Source organism: Monashia sp. HAY1-2A, from assembly GCF_056755315.1.
In genome coordinates this window covers 13,000-31,117 of the sequence record NZ_JBNDHY010000001.1, presented here as the reverse complement: position 1 = coordinate 31,117, position 18,118 = coordinate 13,000, and the positions used below count along the sequence as shown (strand labels likewise).

At 73.7% G+C, this 18,118-nt stretch carries 17 protein-coding genes; 13 read left to right on the top strand and 4 right to left on the bottom strand.

What is annotated here, in order from left to right:
• Positions 1–90: 90 nt before the first annotated feature.
• The 3 genes from ACPYOM_RS00145 to ACPYOM_RS00135 form a co-directional block, all read right to left on the bottom strand.
• The gene (locus ACPYOM_RS00145) at positions 91–1,149 is read right to left on the bottom strand and encodes an ABC transporter substrate-binding protein (protein WP_481344425.1); all 1,059 of its coding nucleotides are present in this window, start codon (positions 1,147–1,149) and stop codon (positions 91–93) included.
• Between the two features lie 62 nt (positions 1,150–1,211).
• Positions 1,212–2,183: an ABC transporter permease gene (locus ACPYOM_RS00140; RefSeq protein WP_481344424.1), complete on the bottom strand. Its 972-nt coding sequence runs from the start codon at positions 2,181–2,183 to the stop codon at positions 1,212–1,214.
• On the bottom strand, positions 2,180–2,989 hold the full coding sequence (locus ACPYOM_RS00135; RefSeq protein ID WP_481341222.1) for an ABC transporter ATP-binding protein: 810 nt from the start codon (positions 2,987–2,989) through the stop codon (positions 2,180–2,182). Before ACPYOM_RS00135 ends, ACPYOM_RS00140 begins: the two co-directional genes overlap by 4 nt.
• A gap of 160 nt (positions 2,990–3,149) precedes the next feature.
• On the opposite strand from ACPYOM_RS00135, the gene ACPYOM_RS00130 reads away from it, so the two are divergent.
• Together ACPYOM_RS00130 and ACPYOM_RS00125 are read left to right on the top strand one after the other, a co-directional pair.
• Positions 3,150–4,757 (top strand): ATP-binding protein, encoded by a 1,608-nt coding sequence (locus tag ACPYOM_RS00130; RefSeq protein WP_481344423.1) that lies wholly within the window; start codon positions 3,150–3,152, stop codon positions 4,755–4,757.
• Entirely contained in the window at positions 4,754–5,443 is a 690-nt protein-coding gene (locus tag ACPYOM_RS00125; RefSeq protein ID WP_481341224.1) for a response regulator, read from the top strand. The genes ACPYOM_RS00130 and ACPYOM_RS00125 overlap by 4 nt, the downstream gene beginning before the upstream one ends.
• An 18-nt stretch (positions 5,444–5,461) precedes the next feature.
• On the opposite strand, the gene ACPYOM_RS00120 is transcribed toward ACPYOM_RS00125, so the two are convergent.
• Positions 5,462–5,743, bottom strand: a complete 282-nt coding sequence (locus ACPYOM_RS00120; protein WP_481341225.1) for a hypothetical protein — start codon at positions 5,741–5,743, stop codon at positions 5,462–5,464.
• Positions 5,744–6,079: 336 nt separating this feature from the next.
• Between ACPYOM_RS00120 and ACPYOM_RS00115 the strand changes: the two genes are divergently transcribed.
• From ACPYOM_RS00115 to ACPYOM_RS00065, 11 genes are all read left to right on the top strand, one after another.
• The gene (locus tag ACPYOM_RS00115) at positions 6,080–6,712 is read left to right on the top strand and encodes a sensor histidine kinase (RefSeq protein ID WP_481341226.1); all 633 of its coding nucleotides are present in this window, start codon (positions 6,080–6,082) and stop codon (positions 6,710–6,712) included.
• Positions 6,713–6,726: 14 nt separating this feature from the next.
• Positions 6,727–7,380 (top strand): response regulator, encoded by a 654-nt coding sequence (locus ACPYOM_RS00110; protein WP_481341227.1) that lies wholly within the window; start codon positions 6,727–6,729, stop codon positions 7,378–7,380.
• A 105-nt stretch (positions 7,381–7,485) separates the two neighbouring features.
• Entirely contained in the window at positions 7,486–8,133 is a 648-nt protein-coding gene (locus ACPYOM_RS00105) for a response regulator transcription factor (protein ID WP_481341228.1), read from the top strand.
• Positions 8,126–9,415 (top strand): DegT/DnrJ/EryC1/StrS family aminotransferase, encoded by a 1,290-nt coding sequence (locus tag ACPYOM_RS00100; protein WP_481344422.1) that lies wholly within the window; start codon positions 8,126–8,128, stop codon positions 9,413–9,415. Before ACPYOM_RS00105 ends, ACPYOM_RS00100 begins: the two co-directional genes overlap by 8 nt.
• On the top strand, positions 9,412–10,920 hold the full coding sequence (locus tag ACPYOM_RS00095; RefSeq protein ID WP_481341230.1) for a polysaccharide biosynthesis protein: 1,509 nt from the start codon (positions 9,412–9,414) through the stop codon (positions 10,918–10,920). Before ACPYOM_RS00100 ends, ACPYOM_RS00095 begins: the two co-directional genes overlap by 4 nt.
• Positions 10,921–11,055: 135 nt before the next feature.
• Positions 11,056–12,549 carry an RtcB family protein gene (locus ACPYOM_RS00090; protein WP_481341231.1) on the top strand — a complete coding sequence of 498 codons (1,494 nt, stop codon included), beginning with the start codon at positions 11,056–11,058 and terminating at the stop codon, positions 12,547–12,549.
• Between the two features lie 373 nt (positions 12,550–12,922).
• Positions 12,923–14,401, top strand: a complete 1,479-nt coding sequence (locus tag ACPYOM_RS00085; RefSeq protein ID WP_481344421.1) for a YveK family protein — start codon at positions 12,923–12,925, stop codon at positions 14,399–14,401.
• Entirely contained in the window at positions 14,398–15,393 is a 996-nt protein-coding gene (locus ACPYOM_RS00080; RefSeq protein WP_481344420.1) for a hypothetical protein, read from the top strand. The genes ACPYOM_RS00085 and ACPYOM_RS00080 overlap by 4 nt, the downstream gene beginning before the upstream one ends.
• A complete protein-coding gene (locus ACPYOM_RS00075; protein WP_481344419.1) occupies positions 15,390–16,607 on the top strand; it encodes a glycosyltransferase in 1,218 nt (405 codons plus the stop codon). The genes ACPYOM_RS00080 and ACPYOM_RS00075 overlap by 4 nt, the downstream gene beginning before the upstream one ends.
• Complete coding sequence (locus ACPYOM_RS00070) at positions 16,604–17,080, top strand: hypothetical protein (protein ID WP_481344418.1); 477 nt, start codon at positions 16,604–16,606, stop codon at positions 17,078–17,080. The genes ACPYOM_RS00075 and ACPYOM_RS00070 overlap by 4 nt, the downstream gene beginning before the upstream one ends.
• Positions 17,077–18,117, top strand: coding sequence for a phosphotransferase family protein (locus ACPYOM_RS00065; RefSeq protein ID WP_481341346.1), 1,041 nt, complete (start codon positions 17,077–17,079; stop codon positions 18,115–18,117). The genes ACPYOM_RS00070 and ACPYOM_RS00065 overlap by 4 nt, the downstream gene beginning before the upstream one ends.
• Position 18,118: the final 1 nt, after the last annotated feature.

The window sequence follows — 18,118 nt, the reverse complement described above, 5'->3', positions numbered from 1 at the left end:
GCCGGCGACAAGCGACGACGACGGGTGCCGTCCGGCCGCGGAGGGGTCGGGCCGGACGGCACACCGCCGGTGGTGCGGGTGGACGGGGTGTCAGGCGAGCGGCGTCGCGGCCTTGACGAACTCGTCGGTGTAGGTCTTCGACAGGTCGATCGACTTGCCCTTGACCTTCGGGTTGAACTCCCCGAGGACGGACAGGCACGTCTGCGGCCCGTCCGGCGGCATGAGGCCCGTCGGGTTGAAGATGCCCTTCTCGCTGTCGAGGGCGGCGACGTAGGCGTCCTTGCCGACACCCTTGTAGTAGTCGGCCGGCATCTTGTCGGCCATGTCCGCGCCGCTGTGCGACTGGATCCACTTCAGGGTCGCGACGTAGGCGTTGACGAGCTTCTGCACGGTGCCCTTGTTGCCGTTGACCCACTCGGTCGGCATGTAGAGCGAGGTCGCCGGGTACGTGCCGCCGAGCGCCGCCTTCGACCCCGCGGCGGTGCGCATGTCGAGCAGGATGAAGGCCGTACCGTCCGACAGCGCCTTGCTCACCGTGGGCTCGGTCGTCATGCCGCAGGCGATCGTCTTCTGCTTCATCGCCGCGATGAACGTCTGGCCGGCGCCGACGCCGCGGCGGGTCTCCTGGGTCGGGTCGACGCCGTTCTTCTTGCTGAGGTACTGGGTGAGGAAGTCGGTCGAGGAGCCGGTGTCGGTGATGCCGAGCGACTGGCCCTTGAAGTCGGCCGGGCTCTTGATCGTGCCCTTGAGGTCGCTGCGGCACAGCTCGACCTCGCCGGGGATCTGGAGCATCGAGACGACCGCCTCGGAGGACTTGCCCTGCGCCTGCAGCGCGATGTTGTGGTCGTAGAAGCCGCCGACGCCCTGGACCTGTCCGGCGAGCATGTTCTGCGTCGCGTCGCCTCCGGCCGGCTCGTCGACGAGGTTGACGTTGACGCCGGCCTTCGCGTAGTAGCCGAGCTGCTTGGCGAGCATGAACGGCAGGTAGATCTGCTTGCTCATGCCGCCGACCATGATCGTCACGGTGGGGGCGTTCGGGTCGGCCGAGCCCGCCGACACGTTGGCGCCGGACGCGTTGTTGGCGCAGGCGGCCATCGTCGACGCGGCCAGCAGGGCGGCGCCGATGGCACCGATTCGCTTGCTGTTCAAGGGAACTCTCCTTTGAGTCTGTGTGGAACTGGTCCTCGGGTGCTGGTGTGTGGTGTGCGGTGCTACTCGTGCGCGCCTCCGCCATGGGTCTGCGGGGGGCGCCAGCGCAGCAGGCGGCGCTCGAGGAGGGTGATGAGGCCCTCGGCGGTCAGGGCGATGGCGGCGACGAGGACCATGCCGGCGAGGACCCCGTTCATGTCGAAGTTGTTCTGCGACGAGCGGATGAGCAGGCCGAGGCCCTCGTTGGCGCCGAGGATCTCCCCGACGAGGGCACCGATGAGGGCGAAGCCGAAGCTGATGTGCAGGCTCGCGAGGATCCACGTGAACGCCGACGGCAGCACGACGTCACGGGTGACCCGCCACCTCGAGGCCCCGAGCAGCCGGGCGTTCGCGACGAGGTTGCGGTCGACCTCGCGGCTGCCCTGGAAGGCGTTGAAGAAGACCCCGAAGAAGACGAGGACGACGGCCAGGATGACCTTGGACTGGATCCCGAACCCGAACGCAACGGTGAAGATCGAGCCGAGGATGATGCGGGGGATCGAGTTGGCCGCCTTGAGGAACGGCGCGAAGATCTCCGACAGGACCTGGATCCGGCCGAGGGCGATGCCGAGCACGACACCGAGCACGGCGCCGATGGCGAACCCGAGCACGGCCTCCTCGAGCGTCACGAGGATCTGGGTTCCCAGCGAGCCCTGTGGCGTGCCGACCGTCACCCAGGCCACGAGGGTGTCCCAGACGCCGGTCGGCTCGCCCCAGAAGAAGGGGTCGACGAGCTTGGTGTGGACGCACAGCTGCCAGGCGCCGACGAGGACCACGACGATGCCGAGCCGGACGGCAGCCAGCCGCGGCCGGCGGCGGCGCAGGACGGCGCGGGGGTCGGTCCGCGTCGCGGGCCTGTCATCGGGCGCATCGGGCGCACCGGTTGCACCGGTCGCGTCGCGCGTGCCGATGCTGTCGAGGCCGGCAGGCGGCACCTGCGAGGATGCCGTGGCGGCGGGCGTGGGGGACGGGCGTCCTGCGGTCGTGTCGATCACGAGGCCACCTCCGTCAGACGCGTCGTGCGGGCGTAGGCCTCCTCGACCTCGGCGCGCAGCGCCTCCCAGATCTGCCCGTAGAGGCGGGTGAAGCGCGGGTCGAGGCGGATCTCCTGGACGACGCGCGGGCGCGGCAGGTCGATCTCGAACTCGGCCTTGACCGTGCCGGGGCCCGCGGTGATGACGACCACCTTGTCGGCGAGCGCGATCGCCTCCTCCAGGTCGTGCGTGACGAACACGACGGCCGGACGCGTCTGGTCCCAGAGGTGCAGCAGCTCGGTCGACATGATCGCCCTGGTCTGCACGTCGAGCGCGCTGAACGGCTCGTCCATGAGCAGGATGCGCGGCTGGTTGACGAGCGTCTGGGCCAGCGCGACGCGCTTGCGCATGCCGCCCGAGAGCTGGTGCGGGTAGCGGTCCTCGAAGCCGGAGAGCCCGACGCGGCGCAGCCAGTCGCGGGCGAGCCCGGTGGCCTCGGCGCGGGGCGCTCCGCGGTAGAGGGGTCCGGCCGCGACGTTGTCGAGGACCGTGCGCCACGGGAAGACGGCGTCCTGCTGGAAGACGAAACCGGTGCCGGTGTCGATGCCCCGGACCGGCTCGCCGTGGACGACGGCCTCACCTCGGGTGGGACGCTCCAGCCCGGAGACCAGGGTCAAGGTGGTGGACTTGCCGCAGCCGGTCGGGCCGACGACGGCGCAGAACTGACCGTCCTCGACGGTCAGGCTGAGGTCCTCGATCGCGGTGTACGTGCCGCCCCCACTCGTGGGGAAGGTCTTGGTGACGTTTCGTAGCTCGATGGCGGCCATGGGCCGAAACCCTTTCTCCTCGTTGAGTTGCGTCACCGTAGGGGCGGGTCGGTCCGGTGCTGAAGCCTTGTGCGCCTTGGTCGTGATAGCCGCGTTAGCCGTGGTTTTGTGCGTTCTGCTCAGTCATGCTGGAGCGAGTCCCCGTGGTGTGAGGTGAGGTATGCCGAGGTTTGGCCGGACGCTGGCGTCCCGGATCCTCGTGGCCGTGCTCGGCATCGTCGTCGCGACCATGGCCGTGGGGTTCGGCTTCTACACGCGGCTGACCGGCCGGGCGGCCGACGCGCACGCGACCGACCAGGCCACGAGCATCGCCGTCACCGTCGGCCGGGTGCCCGAGGTGGCCGCCGCGGTCGCGTCGGGCGACCCGGAACACGTGCTGCCGCGGCTCGCCGAACGCATCCGTGCCGCGTCGGGGGCGTCGTACGTCGTCATCATCGACCGCCGCGGCGTGCGCTACTCCCACCCCAACCCGGCGCTCGTCGGCCGGCGCATCGAGGAGCCTGTCGTCGCCCTCGACGGCCACGTGCACACCGGGATCGACGAGGGCAGCCTCGGCCGTTCGGCCAACTCGCGGGCCCCCGTCATCGACGCGTCGGGCCGCCCCGTCGGCGAGGTGTCGGTCGGGATCCTCGAGTCCGAGGTCGGCGTCAGGGTCTCGGCCGAGGTGGCCGACATCGCGCTCTACAGCCTGGTCGCGCTCGGTCTCGGCGTCCTGGCCTCGGTCCTGCTGGCGAGGGCCATCAAGCGGGTGACCTTCGGGGTCGAGCCCGCCGAGATCGTCGCGCTCGTCCAGGAGCGCGAGGCGATGCTGCACGGCATCCGCGAGGGGGTCCTCGGGGTCGACGCCGACGGGGCGATCAACGTCCTCAACGACGAGGCGCGCCGGCTGCTCGGCATCGACACCGCCCGGCTCGGCCAGCCGGTCGAGGAGGTGCTGCCGGCGGGCCACCTGCGCCGGATCGTCACGGGGGAGGTCGAGGGCAGCGACCTCGTCGCCGTCACCGACCAGAACCTGCTCGTCCTCAACCGGATGCCGGTCATCGTCGGCGGTCGCAACGCCGGCTGGGTCGTGACGATCCGCGACCGCACCGAGCTGGAAGCCCTTCTGCGCCAGCTGGACTCGGTCGAGAGCCTGACGACCGCCCTGCGTGCGCAGGAGCATGAGTTCTCCAACCGGCTGCACGTGCTCGCCGTGCTCCTCGAGATGGGCGAGGTCGAGGAGGCCACCCGGTACAGCCAGCAGCTCTGGCAGGAGACCTCGCTCGCCAGCGAGGAGATCCGGTCGCAGGTGGCGGCACCGGTCGTCGCCGCCCTCCTGCTCGCCAAGACGACGGTGGCCGCCGAACGCGACGTGCTCGTGCACCTGGACCCGACCAGCCGCCTCGAGGCCCACGACGTCGACGGCCTGCCGGTCGCGACGGTGCTCGGCAACCTCGTCGACAACGCGGTGGACGCCGTCGCCGACGACCCGCGCACGAGCGGGCGGCACCCGCGCGGTGACGTGACGGTGCGCCTCCTGCGCCGGGACGGACACCTGCACCTGTCGGTCCTCGACACGGGCCCGGGGATCCCTGCGGACCGCCTCGCCGACGTCTTCGTCGACGGGTACTCGACGAAGGACCCCCGGGGCGGGATGCGTCGCGGCGTCGGGCTGGCGCTCGTGCACCGCCTCGTCACGCGCGCGGGTGGCACGATCACCGCGTCCTCGCCGGGCGGAGCCCGGTTCGAGGTCACCCTGCCCGTCCGGGTGCGGGAGGGGGCCGCGTGATCAGCGTCCTCGTCGTCGACGACGACTACCACGTCGCCCATGCCCACGCGCTCGCCATCGGACGGGTCGAGGGCTTCCGCGTCGTCGGTGAGGCCCACACCGGGACCGAGGCCGAGCGGCTCGTCGGCGAGACCGAGCCGGACCTCGTCCTCCTCGACATGTACCTGCCCGACTTCACGGGCCTGGAGCTCGTCCGGCGGCTCGCGGCCGCCGGGCGCCCGGTGCCCGACTTCCTCCTCGTCACGGCGGCCCGCGACCTGGAGTCCGTGCGCACGGCGATGCAGCTCGGCGCGTTCTACTACCTCGTCAAGCCCTTCACGTTCGCGGCCCTGCGCGAGCAGCTCGAGGCCTACCGCGCGTGGGCCGAGCGGCTCGAGCGAGCCCCCGCGGGCGAGGGCGGCGTCGACCAGGACGTCGTCGACGCGCTCTACGGCCTGCGGGGCACCCCGCCCCGCAAGGCCGCGACGGTGCGCGGGCTGCAGCCGACGATGGCACGTGTGCTCGAGATCGTCACCGCCGCACCGGCGCCGGTGGGGGCCGCCGAAGTGGCGCAGATCCTCGGTGCGAGCCGCCCCACCGCGCAGCGCTACCTGGCCACGCTCGTCAAGAAGCAGCTCCTCGACCTCGACCTGTCCTACGGCGCGACCGGGCGGCCCGAGCACCGCTACCTGCCCCGGCGCCGCTGACCCGGGCTCCGCCCGGCGTCAGGGCGTGTCGTCCTCGCTGACACCGATGCGGATCCGGCCCTTGCCGGTGCAGTCGTCCTGGTGGACGAGGGCGTCCTTGCGGGCCTTGTCCCGCGCGCGCCGGGCCGGGCCCGTCCAGTCGCAGCTCTTGCAGTAGCCGAACGCGAAGGCGCCGTCCTCGTGCGCACCGAAGGCCTCGACCTTCCGGAGGGTGGCGCGATGCTCCTCGCCCTCCTCGTCGCGGACGGTCAGCTCTCGTCCGTCGCGAGCGAGGAAGCGGAGTCCGCGTTTGCGCGCCATGGGGCCATGATGCACGGCACCGCCGCCGTGTGCCGAGCCGGGCTCCCCGACCGTCCGCACGGTCGGATCGGGTCGTTCTCTCCATACACGCGGCGTATGCACGCTTTGTCGGCTGCGGCACGTTACGCGCGAATCCTCCTGTCAATTCTCGGAATTCAGCTTGGGAATTTCGTGAAAGCCCAAGCGCTCGGAGCTGCGGTCGTAACCTGAGTCTCGCTGGACCAGCCGGATGAACGGCCCGGGGGCATCGGGTGGCCGACCAGCCAACAGACGCTGGACGTCAGGGGCGCACCGGGGGGCGCGAGTCAGCACAGCCTAGAGGGGGGCGATTCGGACATGGAGTACAGCACTCCGACACAGATCGGACGAGGGTGGGCCGGGCCGGACACCGACCCGGTCCGGGGCCTGCTGCACGACCTGCGCGAGCCGCTGGCAGCGATCCTGCTGCTGTCGACCTCGGGCCGCGGGGACGTGCAGGAACGCCTCGGCCACATCTACGAACAGGCCGCCTGGCTGTCCGAGCTCGTCGCGTCGAGCCTGGACGGCGCGGCCGGTGACGACCCCCAGGTCGTCGACGCCGGCTCGATCGCCCACGAGGTGGCCGACCGGGCCCGCATGACGACGACGGCGACGATCGACGTCGAGGTCGTCGGCGAGGGCCTCGTGCTCGCCCGCCCGGTCGCGCTCGCCCGAGCGCTCGGGTGCGTCGTCGACAACGCGGTGCGCGCGGCGGGACCGTCGGGCCACGTGCGCGTCGAGGTCGGCGAGGGGGACGACGGCATGCACGTCCGCGTGCTCGACGACGGCCCAGGGCTGGGCCGCGTCGTGAATCGCACGTCGATCGGCCTGGCGACGACGCGGGCCATGGTCGCCGCGTGCCAGGGGACCTTCCGCCTCGCGGCGCGGCCGGACGGCGGTGCGTCGGCCGACATCGCGCTGCGCCGCGGCAGCCACGCGCTGGCCTCCTGAGGGCGGCGCCGGTCATGAAGCTGGTCGTCTGCGACGATCACCGGCTCATCCTCGACACCCTCGGCGCGGCCCTGTCCGACCTCGGCTACGACGTCACGACGGCCCACGGTCCCGCCGAGGCGCTCCAGGCGGTCGCCGAGGTCCAGCCCGAGGTCTGCCTCCTCGACGTCAACTTCCCCGACGGGTCGGGTCTGGACGCCATCGCGAAGATCCGGGCGGAGTCGCCGGGCACCAAGGTCGTCATGTTCTCGGCCGACGCCTCGGACGTCTCGGTGCGGCGAGCCATCGCCATGGGCGCCTCCGGTTTCGTGCGCAAGGACCGCGGGCTGCCACAGCTCGTCGAGGCCATCGGCCTGGCCGTCAGCGGCCACCTGGCGGTCGAGCCGCGGATCCTGCAGAGCGCCATGCGTTCCGGGGACCCCCAGGAGAGCCCGACGTGGGTGCTGTCGTTCCTCACCGAACGGGAGTGGCAGGTGCTGCGGTGCATCACCGACGGGCTCGGGACCGACGAGATCGCCTCCGCGCTCGACGTGCGCCGGAGCACGGCGCGCACCCACGTGCAGAACGTGCTGACGAAGATCGGCGTCCACTCACGCCTGCAGGCCGTTGCCCTCGTCGCCGCCCACGCGGACGAGATCGAGTGGCCGGCGCACGTGCGCCCCGCCTGACGCGCGTCGCCGACGCCCGAGCCCCCGGGGTCATCCGTTTGACGTAGTGCGCAGTCGTGCCCGCGTCGGGTCCGCATCGATGCGCAGGGAGGGACCCTCGTGGACATGGAACAGGACGTCCGAGTGGTCATGGTGGACGTGCGTCAGGGCTTCCTCGACGCCGTCGCCCTGGTGCTGGCCGAGCACCGCACGCTCCGTCTCGTCGGCAGTGCCCGGACCATCCCGGAGGCGCTCGCGCACGACCTCGCCGCCCGCTGCGACGTCGTCGCCGTCGCCATCGACGACCTGGCCGACGTGTGCAACCTCCAGCGGCTCTGCATCGAGTGCCCCTCGCTCGGCGTCGTGGTCCTGTCCCCGGCCGGCGGCGAGGTGCATCTGCCCGACGCGCTGGCGTGGGGCGTCCGGGGCTGGGTCTCGCGCCAGGACGGCGTCAACGAGCTCCTCGACGCGCTCATCGACGTGGCTGCGGGCGAGGCGCACCTGCCGGCCGAACCGCTGCACGCGATGTTCGCCGCCGCACTGCGCGAGCGACCCGACGCCGTGCTGCCGGACTCCCGTCCGCTGACCGAGCGCGAGTCGGCAGTCCTCGACTGCCTGGCCGCCGGCATGACCCGGCACGACATCGGCATCGCGCTCGACCTGTCCGACAACACGGTCCGGACCTACGTGCGGCGCATCCTGCGCAAGCTGCACGTCCACTCCGCCTCCGCCGCGGTGGCGCTGACCCGGAGCGAGGTGCAGGTCCATGGTTGAGATCGCCCGCCGTCCCCGGGCACTGACGCGCCCCGGCACCCGGAACGCGCCGGGCGCCGTCGCCCCCGCGCCGACGCCGGCGCTCACCGCGGCCGCGCCCGTGGCGCCCACCGCCACCGAGCCGCACGTCGTGCCGTTCACCCGCACGCGGATCTGCCCGGAGGCGCGCCAGGCCGTCGCGGAGGTGCTCGAGTCGGGATGGGTCACCTCGGGGCAGCAGGTCGTCGAGTTCGAGGCGGAGCTCGCGGCCTACGTCGGCGCCGAGCACGGCATCGCCGTCAGCTCGTGCACCGCGGCCATCGAGCTGGCCCTGCGGGCGCTGGAGCTGCCGCCCGGCTCGAAGGTCCTCATGTCGACGGTGACGTTCTGCGGCGCTGCGGCCGCCATCCGGCACGCGGGACACGTCCCGGTCCTCGCCGACGTCGACCCCGTCACGGCGATGCCCTCGCCCGAGACCGCGGCGGCCGCCGCGCACGGCGCCGGCGGCGTCGACGCGCTCGTCGTCGTCCACCTCGCCGGGCTGCCGACCGACGTCCGCGCGCTCGCCGCCGCGGCCGGCGTCGACCTCGACCGCGTCGTCGAGGACGCCGCGCACGCCCTCGGCACCGTCGTCGGCGACGAGCCCGTCGGGACGATCTCGCGGGCGACGTGCTTCAGCTTCTACGCGACGAAGAACCTGGCCATCGGCGAGGGCGGCATGGTCACGACCGACGACCCCGAGCTCGCCGACCGCATCCGGCGGACCCGGCTGCACGGCATGTCGGCCGACGCATGGCGCCGCTACCTGCCCGGCGGCGGCTGGCGCTACGACGTCGCCCTCGACGGCCTCAAGGCGAACATGACCGACGTCCAGGCCGCGATCGGCCGGGCCCAGCTGCGCCGGTTCGACCGCGACCAGGCCCGCCGCGCCGAGGTCGCCGCGCGTTACGACGAGGGGCTGGCCGGCATCCCCGGCCTGCGACGCCCGCCGCGCCCCCTCGAGGGCCGCCACGCCTGGCACCTCTACCCGGTGCGCGTGGAGCCGGCCTACGGGATGAGCCGCGACGCGCTCGTCGACGCGCTGCGCGCGCAGGGCGTCTGCACGTCGGTGCACTTCATCCCGCTGCACCGGCTGACGTGGTACCGGGACCACTGCATCGTCCCCGCCGAGGGACTGCCCGGTGCCGACCGGGTCTTCGACCGCATCCTCTCGCTACCGATGGACGCGGTCATCACCGACGCGGAGATCGACCAGGTCTGCGCGGCGCTTGCTGAGACTGCACGAAGGGGAGCGACAGGGTGAGCACGACACTGAGCTACGGATGGAATCCCTCGGACATCGGCTTCGTGCCGACGCTGCAGAAGGGGCTGCGGACGCTGATCGTCGGCGCCGGCGAGGCCGGCCGGGCCCTGGCCCGCGACCTCGAGAGGGTGCGCGACTTCGGCCTCGCGCCGATCGGCTTCCTCGACGACGACACGAGCAAGCGCGTCGTGCGGCGGCTGCCGGTCCTCGGCACGCTGTCCGACCTGCTGTCGGTCGTGACGGTGCAGCGGGTCGACGTCGTGCTCCTCGCGATCCCCGGGCTGCCGGCCGACCAGGTGCGCATGCTCGCGACGACCGCGGCACGCGTCGGCGCCAGCGTGCGTCACCTGCCCTCGTTCGTCTCGATGCTCCAGCGCGACGTCGTGGGCACGGACCTGCGCTCGCTCGAGGTCGGCGCCCTCATCGGGCGCCCGGAGATGCACGTCGTCTCGCCCGAGGTGCGGGCCACGATCAGCGGCGCGACCGTGCTCGTCACCGGCGCCGGCGGCTCGATCGGCAGCGAGCTGTGCCGCCAGGTCAACGGGTTCGGACCCGAACGCCTCGTCATGCTCGACCACGACGAGTCGAACCTGCACCGCCTGCAGCTCGAGCTGACCGGGGAGGGGCTGCTCGACACCGACGACGTCGTCGTCGCCGACATCCGCGACGCCCGCCGGATGCGCCAGATCATCGCCGACGTCCGGCCGGACGTCGTCTTCCACGCGGCGGCCCTCAAGCACCTGCCGATGCTCGAGCGGCACCCCTGCGAGGGCGTCAAGTCCAACGTGGCCGGAACCCTCAACGTCGTGCGGGCCGCCGTCGAGCACGGCGTCGGCCGGTTCATCCTCATCTCGACCGACAAGGCCGCGGACCCGACCTCGGTGCTCGGCGCGACGAAGCAGCTCGCCGAGCGGGTCACGCGGCACGCGTCGCGAAACTCGCGCGGGACGATCGTGTCGGCGGTGCGGTTCGGCAACGTCCTCGGCAGTCGGGGATCCCTGCTGCACGTGCTCGCCGAGCAGCTCCGCAACGACGAGCCGTTCACGGTCACCGACCCGGACGTCACCCGGTTCTTCATGACGATCGAGGAGGCCGTGGGCCTCGTCCTCGAGGCGGCGCACCTGGCCCGCGGCGGCGAGACGTTCGTCCTCGACATGGGCCAGCCGGTGCGCATCGTCGACCTGGTCCAGAGCTACTCGCGTCAGCTGGGGCTGCCCGAGCCCGACATCCGCTACACCGGGCTGCGGCCGGGGGAGAAGCTGCACGAGGCGCTCTTCTCCGAGGAGGAGGAACGGACCCAGACGGCGCACCCGCGGATCTTCAGCACGTCGCCCGACGCCCTCGACCCGGACTTCGACGACCACCTCGAGGCCCTCTTCGACGCGGCGGCGCGCAACGCCGTCGACGAGGTCAAGACGATCCTCGAGCTGCTCCTGCGCAACTACGTCCCGTCGCGCGACGACCGGCGTCTGGTCGCTGCGGTCCCGTACCCCGACGACTACTGAACCGACCCACCCACCGGCCACCTCACCGGCCACCCACCGGCCACCTCACCGGCCCACCTCACCGGCCCACGTCACCCCGCCCACCTCACCGACGCACCCACCGACCGACCACACGACCAGGACAAGGGGACACTCGTGGACCTCACCGTCATCGCCGGGACCGGAGCCGAGCGCCCGGCACCGGGCGCGACCAGCCCGACGACCTCCGGACCGGCCCCCGGGCCGGGACGGACCGCCACCGTCATCGAGGGACCGGGCCTGCGCGCCGACGAGGCGGTACTGCGCTCCTTCGAGATGGGGGCGGCCGGCCTCGACCTCGCGGCGCCGCCCGTCGTGCTGCCGGACTTCCACCACAAGCGGAAGATGGAGATGCCCTCGAGCATCGCCGTCGCGACGCGCGGCACGATCCGCCCGACGTTCACCAGCTCGTCGGTCAACTGCGGCATGGCACTCATCGCGCTCGGCACCGACAAGCCGGCCGACCACGCGGTCGACGCGTTCTACCGGGCCGTCCGGGAGAAGTACCCCTACCCGACCCGCGGGGCGCGCGAGCTGACGGCCGGCGAGGTCGTGGCCGCAGCCACCGAGGGAGCGCAGTTCGCGGCCGAGCGGTGGGGCGTCGAGGCCGAGGAGCTCGAGCGGATCGAGGAGTGCGGGCGGGTCGACCTCGAGCCGTGGGGCGGCGCCGCGCGGCTGCGCAAGGAGATCCCGGCCCTGACGTGGCAGCTGGCGCGGCTGCGGTTCGGCACGGTGGGCCCGACGAACCACTTCGTCGAGCTCCAGCAGGTCGAGGAGATCCTCGACCCGGAGGCGGCCGAGCTGCTCGGGATCCGGCAGGGACAGGTGACGCTCCAGTACCACGCCGGCGGCGGCGTCCTCACCGGTGAGATCGGGCACCTGTTCCAGCGGCGCAAGGACACGGCACGCGCCATGAAGGCCGTCATGGCGGTGCAGAAGCCGCTCTACCACCTGGCGACGGCGCGTTCGGCCGCCCAGCTGCGCGAGCGGATGCGGCTCTACTTCGCGAAGGGCTGTGCGCCGGTCGACCTCGACAGCGACGAGGGCCAGCGGCTCATGCTCGCCAACGCGTCGGCGATGAACTACGGCTACGCGTTCCGGGTGGCGACCTACGCGGCGCTGCGCCGCATCGCCCTCGACACCTTCGGCGGCGAGCCGGGACGCCTCGTCGTCGACTCGCCGCACAACTCGATCTACGAGGAGTCCGTCGGGGGGCAGCGCGCCGTCGTGCACCGGCACAACTCGTGCCGCGCCTTCCCGGCCGACCGGATGCCCGAGGGGTCGGTCTTCGCGACGACGGGCCAGGCGGTCCTGCTGCCCGGCACGCACCGCACCTCCTCCTACCTCGCCGTCGCCGGTGAGCGCAGCAGTGACAGCCTCCACTCCGCGTGCCACGGTGCGGGGACCGTCATCGAGCAGTTCGAGAAGGACGGACGCTCGACGCTCGACCCCGGGGGCCGCTCGACCCGCCGCTACCGGTACAGCGACGAGGCACCGACATCGGCACCGCACCTCGACGACCACGGCGTCAACGCCGCCATGTCGGTCCTGACCCGCCACCGCATCGTGCGGCCGGTGGCGCGGATGCGCCCCTTCGCCGTCCTGCACTGACCGACCAGCGAGATGACCACCGAGAAGACCACCGCGAAGACCACCGAGAAGACGACCTGACTCCGGTGCCGGGACGCCCTGCGGCGCACCCCGGCCCCAGAGGCCGCGACCGGGACGCCGTCCACCCTCCAACACTCCCCCCGGGGAGACGTCGTCCCGGCCGCCCACGGCGCGGCCCGAGCACCCCCCCGCTCGGGCCGCGCCGGTCTGCTGCTCGGCGCCGGCCGCCGGCCGTCCGAGACCCCGGGGGTCGGCCGTTTGACGTAGCCGGGGGTCCGCTGCGGGAGCGATGTGGGGGCTCGCGGGCCGTCCTACGGTCGAACGGAGCCGCGCAGCAGCACTGCCCGGCAAACCACCGGATCCGGGGGGGATCATGACGATCGACGAGGCATTCGGCCGGGTCATCCGCGGCCACTGGCTGGTCATCCTGTTGTGCGTGCTCGTTCCGTTCGGGGCGGCCTGGTACATCGGCCGCAGCCAGCCCAACGAGTACGAGGCCGTGGCCCGGATCCAGATGGGCAGCGACCTCGCCGCGTCGAACGTGCAGGCCGACGCCACGAGCCAGCGCGTCCTCGGCATCGCGACGAGCCCGGGCGTCGTGCGCGTGGCGCTCGACAAGGGAGGCCTGCAGACCGACATCGCGGCGTTCGCCGCCAACAACATCGACGTCCGGCGCGTCGGCGTGTCGCCGGTCATGGAGATCGCGGTCACCGACACCTCGCCGCACCGCGCGGCCGTCATCGCGACGTCGCTGACCCAGGACGTCATCGAGTTCACGAACGTCGGCGACCAGCCGGCCATCGTCAAGCGACGCAGCGAGGTGCAGCACCAGCTCGACGTCCTCGGCCGCCAGCGCGACCAGCTCGTCAAGCGCCTCGCCAGGGCCGCGCCGGGCGACGTCCTCGCGATCCAGGCGCAGCTGAGCGCCCTGACGACGAGCCAGGCCGAGCTCGAGCGGCAGCTGTCCGACCTCGACCTCGCGACGGTGTCGACATCCCGGGCCGTGCTGCTCGACCCGGTCCGGGAGCCGACGATCCCGCTGCCCGCGCACATCTACCAGCGGGCCATCCTCATCGCCCTGCTCGGTGCGCTCTTCGGCGTCGGACTCGCCGCGGTGCTCGAGGCGTTCCGGCCGCGGCTGCCCACCCCGCGCGCCGTGGCACGCACGCTCGGCGTCCCGCACATCGGGTACCTGCCGCACCGCGACCTGTCGCCCGGCACGCTCGGGGCGGCCGGCCCGGTCGCCGACCGGCTCGCGCTGCTGGCCCGGCGCTACGACGCGACCCAGCTGCTCCTCGTCCTCGTCGACGCCCGGGAGGAGGCGTGGGCGCGGTCCCTCGCGCCGCTCCTCGGCCCGACCGACGGCCGCACGGACCACCGGCTCCCGGTGTCGGTCCTCGGCCGCGAGTGGACCGACCCGGGCGAGCGTCCGGTCCTCGTCGTGCTCTCGCCCGACCAGGTGTCCTCCGGGGCGCTGGACCGGACACGGGCCATGGTCGAGGCGCTCGGGTGGCCCGTCGTCGGCCTGGTCAGCTATCCGCACGGCCACCGGCACCACTGGCTCCCGCGCCCCACCGGCGGCGCCCACGAGGTCGTCCAGGCCGAGTCGCCGACGGCCGCGACCAGGCCGACGGCGTCCCTCGACCCGGCGTCCTCCCCCGGGGAGGGCGACGTGGACGAGCCGACGTCCGTCTGGGAGTCCCCGTGGGACCGGGAGCCGACGGCCGCGGCGGACCGGGGCGACGACTCACGGGGCGTGACCAGGCCGGCATCGCGCGGTGACACGACGGCCGGGCCCGCGACCTCGAACGGCACCGGCGACCGCGCGTCGCAGGAGGTGCTGCACGGATGAGCGTCTGGCTGCGCACGGCGGGGCTCGCCGTGCAGGTCGACGGCGACGAGCCGTGGACCGAGCTCGTGCGCGAGTCGTGCGCGGGACAGGAGCTGGAAGAGCCGCCGGTGACCCCGGACGTCCACGTCATGGTGACCCGTGACGCCGACGTCGGGCCGGGCAGCGGCCACCGGCTCGTGACCCGCGGCGCGTGGAGCGACGGGCGCGAGGTCGTCCTCGCCGACGCGTGCTCGAGCGGCCTCGACGTGGCCGTCCGCCCGTCCGCCGTACGGCTCGAGGTGCTCGTCCGGCCGCACCGTGGCTGGCGGCACCGCGCCCTCGGGATGGCGGCGCCCGACCGCCAGGTCCTCCTGCAGCGAGCCGTCCTCGTGCAGTACCCGGCCCTGTGGTGGGCCGGTACGAGGGGCCACGTGCCGATGCACGTGTCGGCCGCCTCCGTCGACGGGTACGCCGTCGTCCTCGCGGGGCCGGGCGGCGTCGGCAAGTCGACGCTCGTCGCGACGCTCGACGGACCCACCGAGGCGCCGGTGAGCGACAACCTGTGCGTCAGCGACGGCCGCGTCGTGCACGGTCTTCTCGAGCCCACCCGCGCCGAGGGCGGGACGGGCCGGCGGATGCCTCACGGGCGCCGCGAGTCCGGCTGGGCGCGCCGCGTCGAGTCGGTCCGGCCCGACGCCGTGCTCGTCCTGAGCCGGGGGGAGCGCGACGAGGTGACGCTCACGCGCACCGACCCCGACGCGGCGGCCCGCGAGCTGACGGGCGGCACGTACGCCGCGGGTGAGCTGCGCCGCTACTGGGCGTACGCGGCCACGCTCGCCCTCGGGACCGGGCGCGGTCCGGCCCACCCGCCGGTGGCCGACGTCGCCGACGCGCTGGCCACGAGCGTCCCCGTCCTCGACGTGCACCTGCCCCGCTCGCCCGGCACGACCCTGCGCGACCTCGTCGGGCGGGCCCGGGCACTGGCCCGTCCGGAGGAGGTGGGTCGGTCATGACGACCCGCGTCATGCACATCGTGACCCGTTGCGTCGCGGGCGCAGGCGGCGTCGCCGTGCGCGGTGCCACGGCGCTCGACCCGACCCGCTACGACAGCGTGCTCGTCACCGGCACCCGCGAGGGCGCGCTGCTCGACCGGGCCCGCGCGGGCGGCGTCGAGGTGGTCGTCGTGCCCGAGCTCGTCTCGCCGATCCGGCCGCGGGAGGACGCCGCGGCCTGGGCCCGGCTGCTCGACCTCGTCCACGCCCGTCGGCCCGACGTCGTGCACACGCACAGCGCCAAGGCCGGTGCCCTCGGCCGGATGGCGGCCTACCGCAACGGGGTCCCGCTCATCGTCCACACGATGCACGGCTTCCCCTTCCACGAGTTCCAGAACCCGGCGGTGCGCACGGCGTACATCGGCATCGAGCGGCGCCTCTCGCGGGTCACCGACGCCTACCTCGCCGTCGGCACCGGCGTCGCCGTGGAGGCGCTCCGGCGCGGCCTCGCCCGGCCCGACCAGCTGCACACCGTCGGCCCCGCGGTCGACGAGCCCAGCGTCCGCCTCGACCCGGCGACCCGCGCCCGGGCGCGCGCCCTGCTCGGGCTGCCGGACGACGTCCCGGTCCTCGGCACCGTCGGCCGCCTCGACTTCCAGAAGGCACCGGAGATCATGCTCCAGGCGCTGCGCCGGATGCGGACGCCCGCGGTGCTGGTCTGGGCCGGTGACGGCGAGCTGGCCGAGCGGACGCGGCGCGACGTGCACCGGCTCGGGCTCGACGGCCGGGTCCGGCTGCTCGGCAACCGCTCCGACGTCGCGGCCCTGCTGCCGGCCTTCGACGTGTTCGCCATGGCCAGCCGCTACGAGGGCCTGCCGTGCGTCGTCGTCGAGGCCCAGCAGTGCGGCATCCCCGTCGTCGCGACGGCGGTCAACGCCGTGCCCGACGTCGTCATCCCCGGCGAGACCGGCCTCCTCGTGCCGCCGGGGCGCGCCGACCTGCTCGCCGCAGCCGTCGACCACGCCTTCGCCCACCCGGACGAGGCCCACCTGTGGGCGGTCCGGGCGCGCGAGCACCTCGGGGACCGGTACGACCAGACGACCGCCGGTGAGGTCCTCGACCGGATCTACTCGCAGGGACCGACGCAGCCGCGACGCCAGCTGGTCGGCGCCGGGCCCGGGGTGACGCTCGGGTCGTCGCTGGGTGCGGCGCTGGGTGCGTGGAGGACGTCATGACGGTCGCTCCTTCCCCCGTCGTGGCCTCGGTAACGCCGTCCGTCCCGGCGCCCGCGGCCGTGCTCGTGCCCTCGGGGGCGCCGGTGGTGTGGCCCTCGGTCCGGGCCGACGCCGAACGGGCACGGGTCCTGCCGGCCGGTTCACCGGTGGCCCTGGCCGACCGGCGCGCCGGCGGCCGAGGGCGCCTCCGGCGGGCCGCAGGTCGGCTCGGCATCGAGGTGCAGGCTGAGTACGTCGTGCTGCCGTCGTGGGGATCGGCGACGTTCGTGGCCGCCGACGACCCCGACGCGGTCACGTGGCTGCTCGCGACCTTCCTCACGACGCCGCCCCGCGTCGTCCGGGGCCGTCTCGTCCTCGAGGTGGTGCGCCGCCTCGTCGACGCGACGACACGGACGAGGGCCGGCGCCGCGTTGGTCCGGCTGGTCCTCGGCGCGCTCGTGCCCGGGCGTCTTGTCGTCGGGGTGCGCCGATGACCGACATGCTGGCCCCGGACACCGTCCCGGCCGAGGCCGGTGACCTGCTGCGCGCCGCACTGCGCGAGCACGCGGGGGCGGGCACGCCGCGCCTCGTCGTCGTCGGCCTGTCCAAGGACGAGAACCCGAAGGCGACGATCCTCGTCTTCGACCGCGGGCAGCCGCGACCCCGGCTCGTCGCCAAGGTCGCCCTCACCGCGGTCGCCGCGGGGTCCGTCGTCGCCGAGGCCGCCGCGCTGCGAGCCGTCGGCGACCTCGACCCGCGCCTCGTCGGCGGGACGGTGCCGCGGCTCGTCGACATCCGGCGCGACCGCGGTGGGGCCGTGCTCGTCACCGAGGCGGTGCCGGGCACGCCCATGTCGGTCGACTACCACCGGTGGCGCGGCACGACACGTCCGGACGTCGTCCGGGCCGACCTCGCCGGCGCCGCGGCCTGGCTGCGCGACCTGTCGGACGCCGTCGGCCCCCAGGAGGTCGCCGCGTCACCGGGCGGCTGGCCCGGGATCGCCAAGCGCCTGCGGGCGCGGTGGCCGGCCGACGGGGTGGCACGCGCCGTCGCCGACGGCGTCGCCACGACGCTGCCCGGCCTGCGGCTGCCCGCCACCGGGCCGTGGTCGGTCGTCCACGGCGACTTCTGGGCCGGCAACGTGCTGCGCACCGACCGGCGCGTGACTGGCGTCGTCGACTGGGAGCACGCCGTGGTCGGCGGGGACCCGCTGCGTGACCTGACCCGCTTCGTCCTGTCGTACGTGCTGTACCTCGACCGGCACACGCGCAGCGGCCGCGCCGTCCGGGGCCACCCCGGCCTCGTCGCCGGGGCGTGGGGCGAGCCGCTGCGCTACCTGGCCGCCGGCTCCGGCTGGCTGCCCGAGCTGGTCCGCGAGGTCCTCGCCGAGCACCTCGAGCGCACCGGACGCGACCCGGACCGCTGGCGCGACGTCCTCGCCGTCGGCACCGCGGAGGTCGCGGCGCTGGCGGACGAGGCCACCTTCGCCCGGCAGCACCTCCTTCTCGCAGCGGAGCTGTTCCGATGCTGAC

Excerpts from the sequence above, each read along its gene's own strand:
- ACPYOM_RS00135 (WP_481341222.1), bottom strand. The coding sequence starts at position 2,989 with ATGGCCGCCATCGAGCTACGAAACGTCACCAAGACCTTCCCCACGAGT.
- ACPYOM_RS00130 (WP_481344423.1), top strand. The coding sequence starts at position 3,150 with ATGCCGAGGTTTGGCCGGACGCTGGCGTCCCGGATCCTCGTGGCCGTG.
- ACPYOM_RS00120 (WP_481341225.1), bottom strand. The coding sequence starts at position 5,743 with ATGGCGCGCAAACGCGGACTCCGCTTCCTCGCTCGCGACGGACGAGAG.
- ACPYOM_RS00115 (WP_481341226.1), top strand. The coding sequence starts at position 6,080 with ATGGAGTACAGCACTCCGACACAGATCGGACGAGGGTGGGCCGGGCCG.
- ACPYOM_RS00110 (WP_481341227.1), top strand. The coding sequence starts at position 6,727 with ATGAAGCTGGTCGTCTGCGACGATCACCGGCTCATCCTCGACACCCTC.
- ACPYOM_RS00105 (WP_481341228.1), top strand. The coding sequence starts at position 7,486 with ATGGAACAGGACGTCCGAGTGGTCATGGTGGACGTGCGTCAGGGCTTC.
- ACPYOM_RS00100 (WP_481344422.1), top strand. The coding sequence starts at position 8,126 with ATGGTTGAGATCGCCCGCCGTCCCCGGGCACTGACGCGCCCCGGCACC.
- ACPYOM_RS00085 (WP_481344421.1), top strand. The coding sequence starts at position 12,923 with ATGACGATCGACGAGGCATTCGGCCGGGTCATCCGCGGCCACTGGCTG.
- ACPYOM_RS00080 (WP_481344420.1), top strand. The coding sequence starts at position 14,398 with ATGAGCGTCTGGCTGCGCACGGCGGGGCTCGCCGTGCAGGTCGACGGC.
- ACPYOM_RS00075 (WP_481344419.1), top strand. The coding sequence starts at position 15,390 with ATGACGACCCGCGTCATGCACATCGTGACCCGTTGCGTCGCGGGCGCA.
- ACPYOM_RS00070 (WP_481344418.1), top strand. The coding sequence starts at position 16,604 with ATGACGGTCGCTCCTTCCCCCGTCGTGGCCTCGGTAACGCCGTCCGTC.
- ACPYOM_RS00065 (WP_481341346.1), top strand. The coding sequence starts at position 17,077 with ATGACCGACATGCTGGCCCCGGACACCGTCCCGGCCGAGGCCGGTGAC.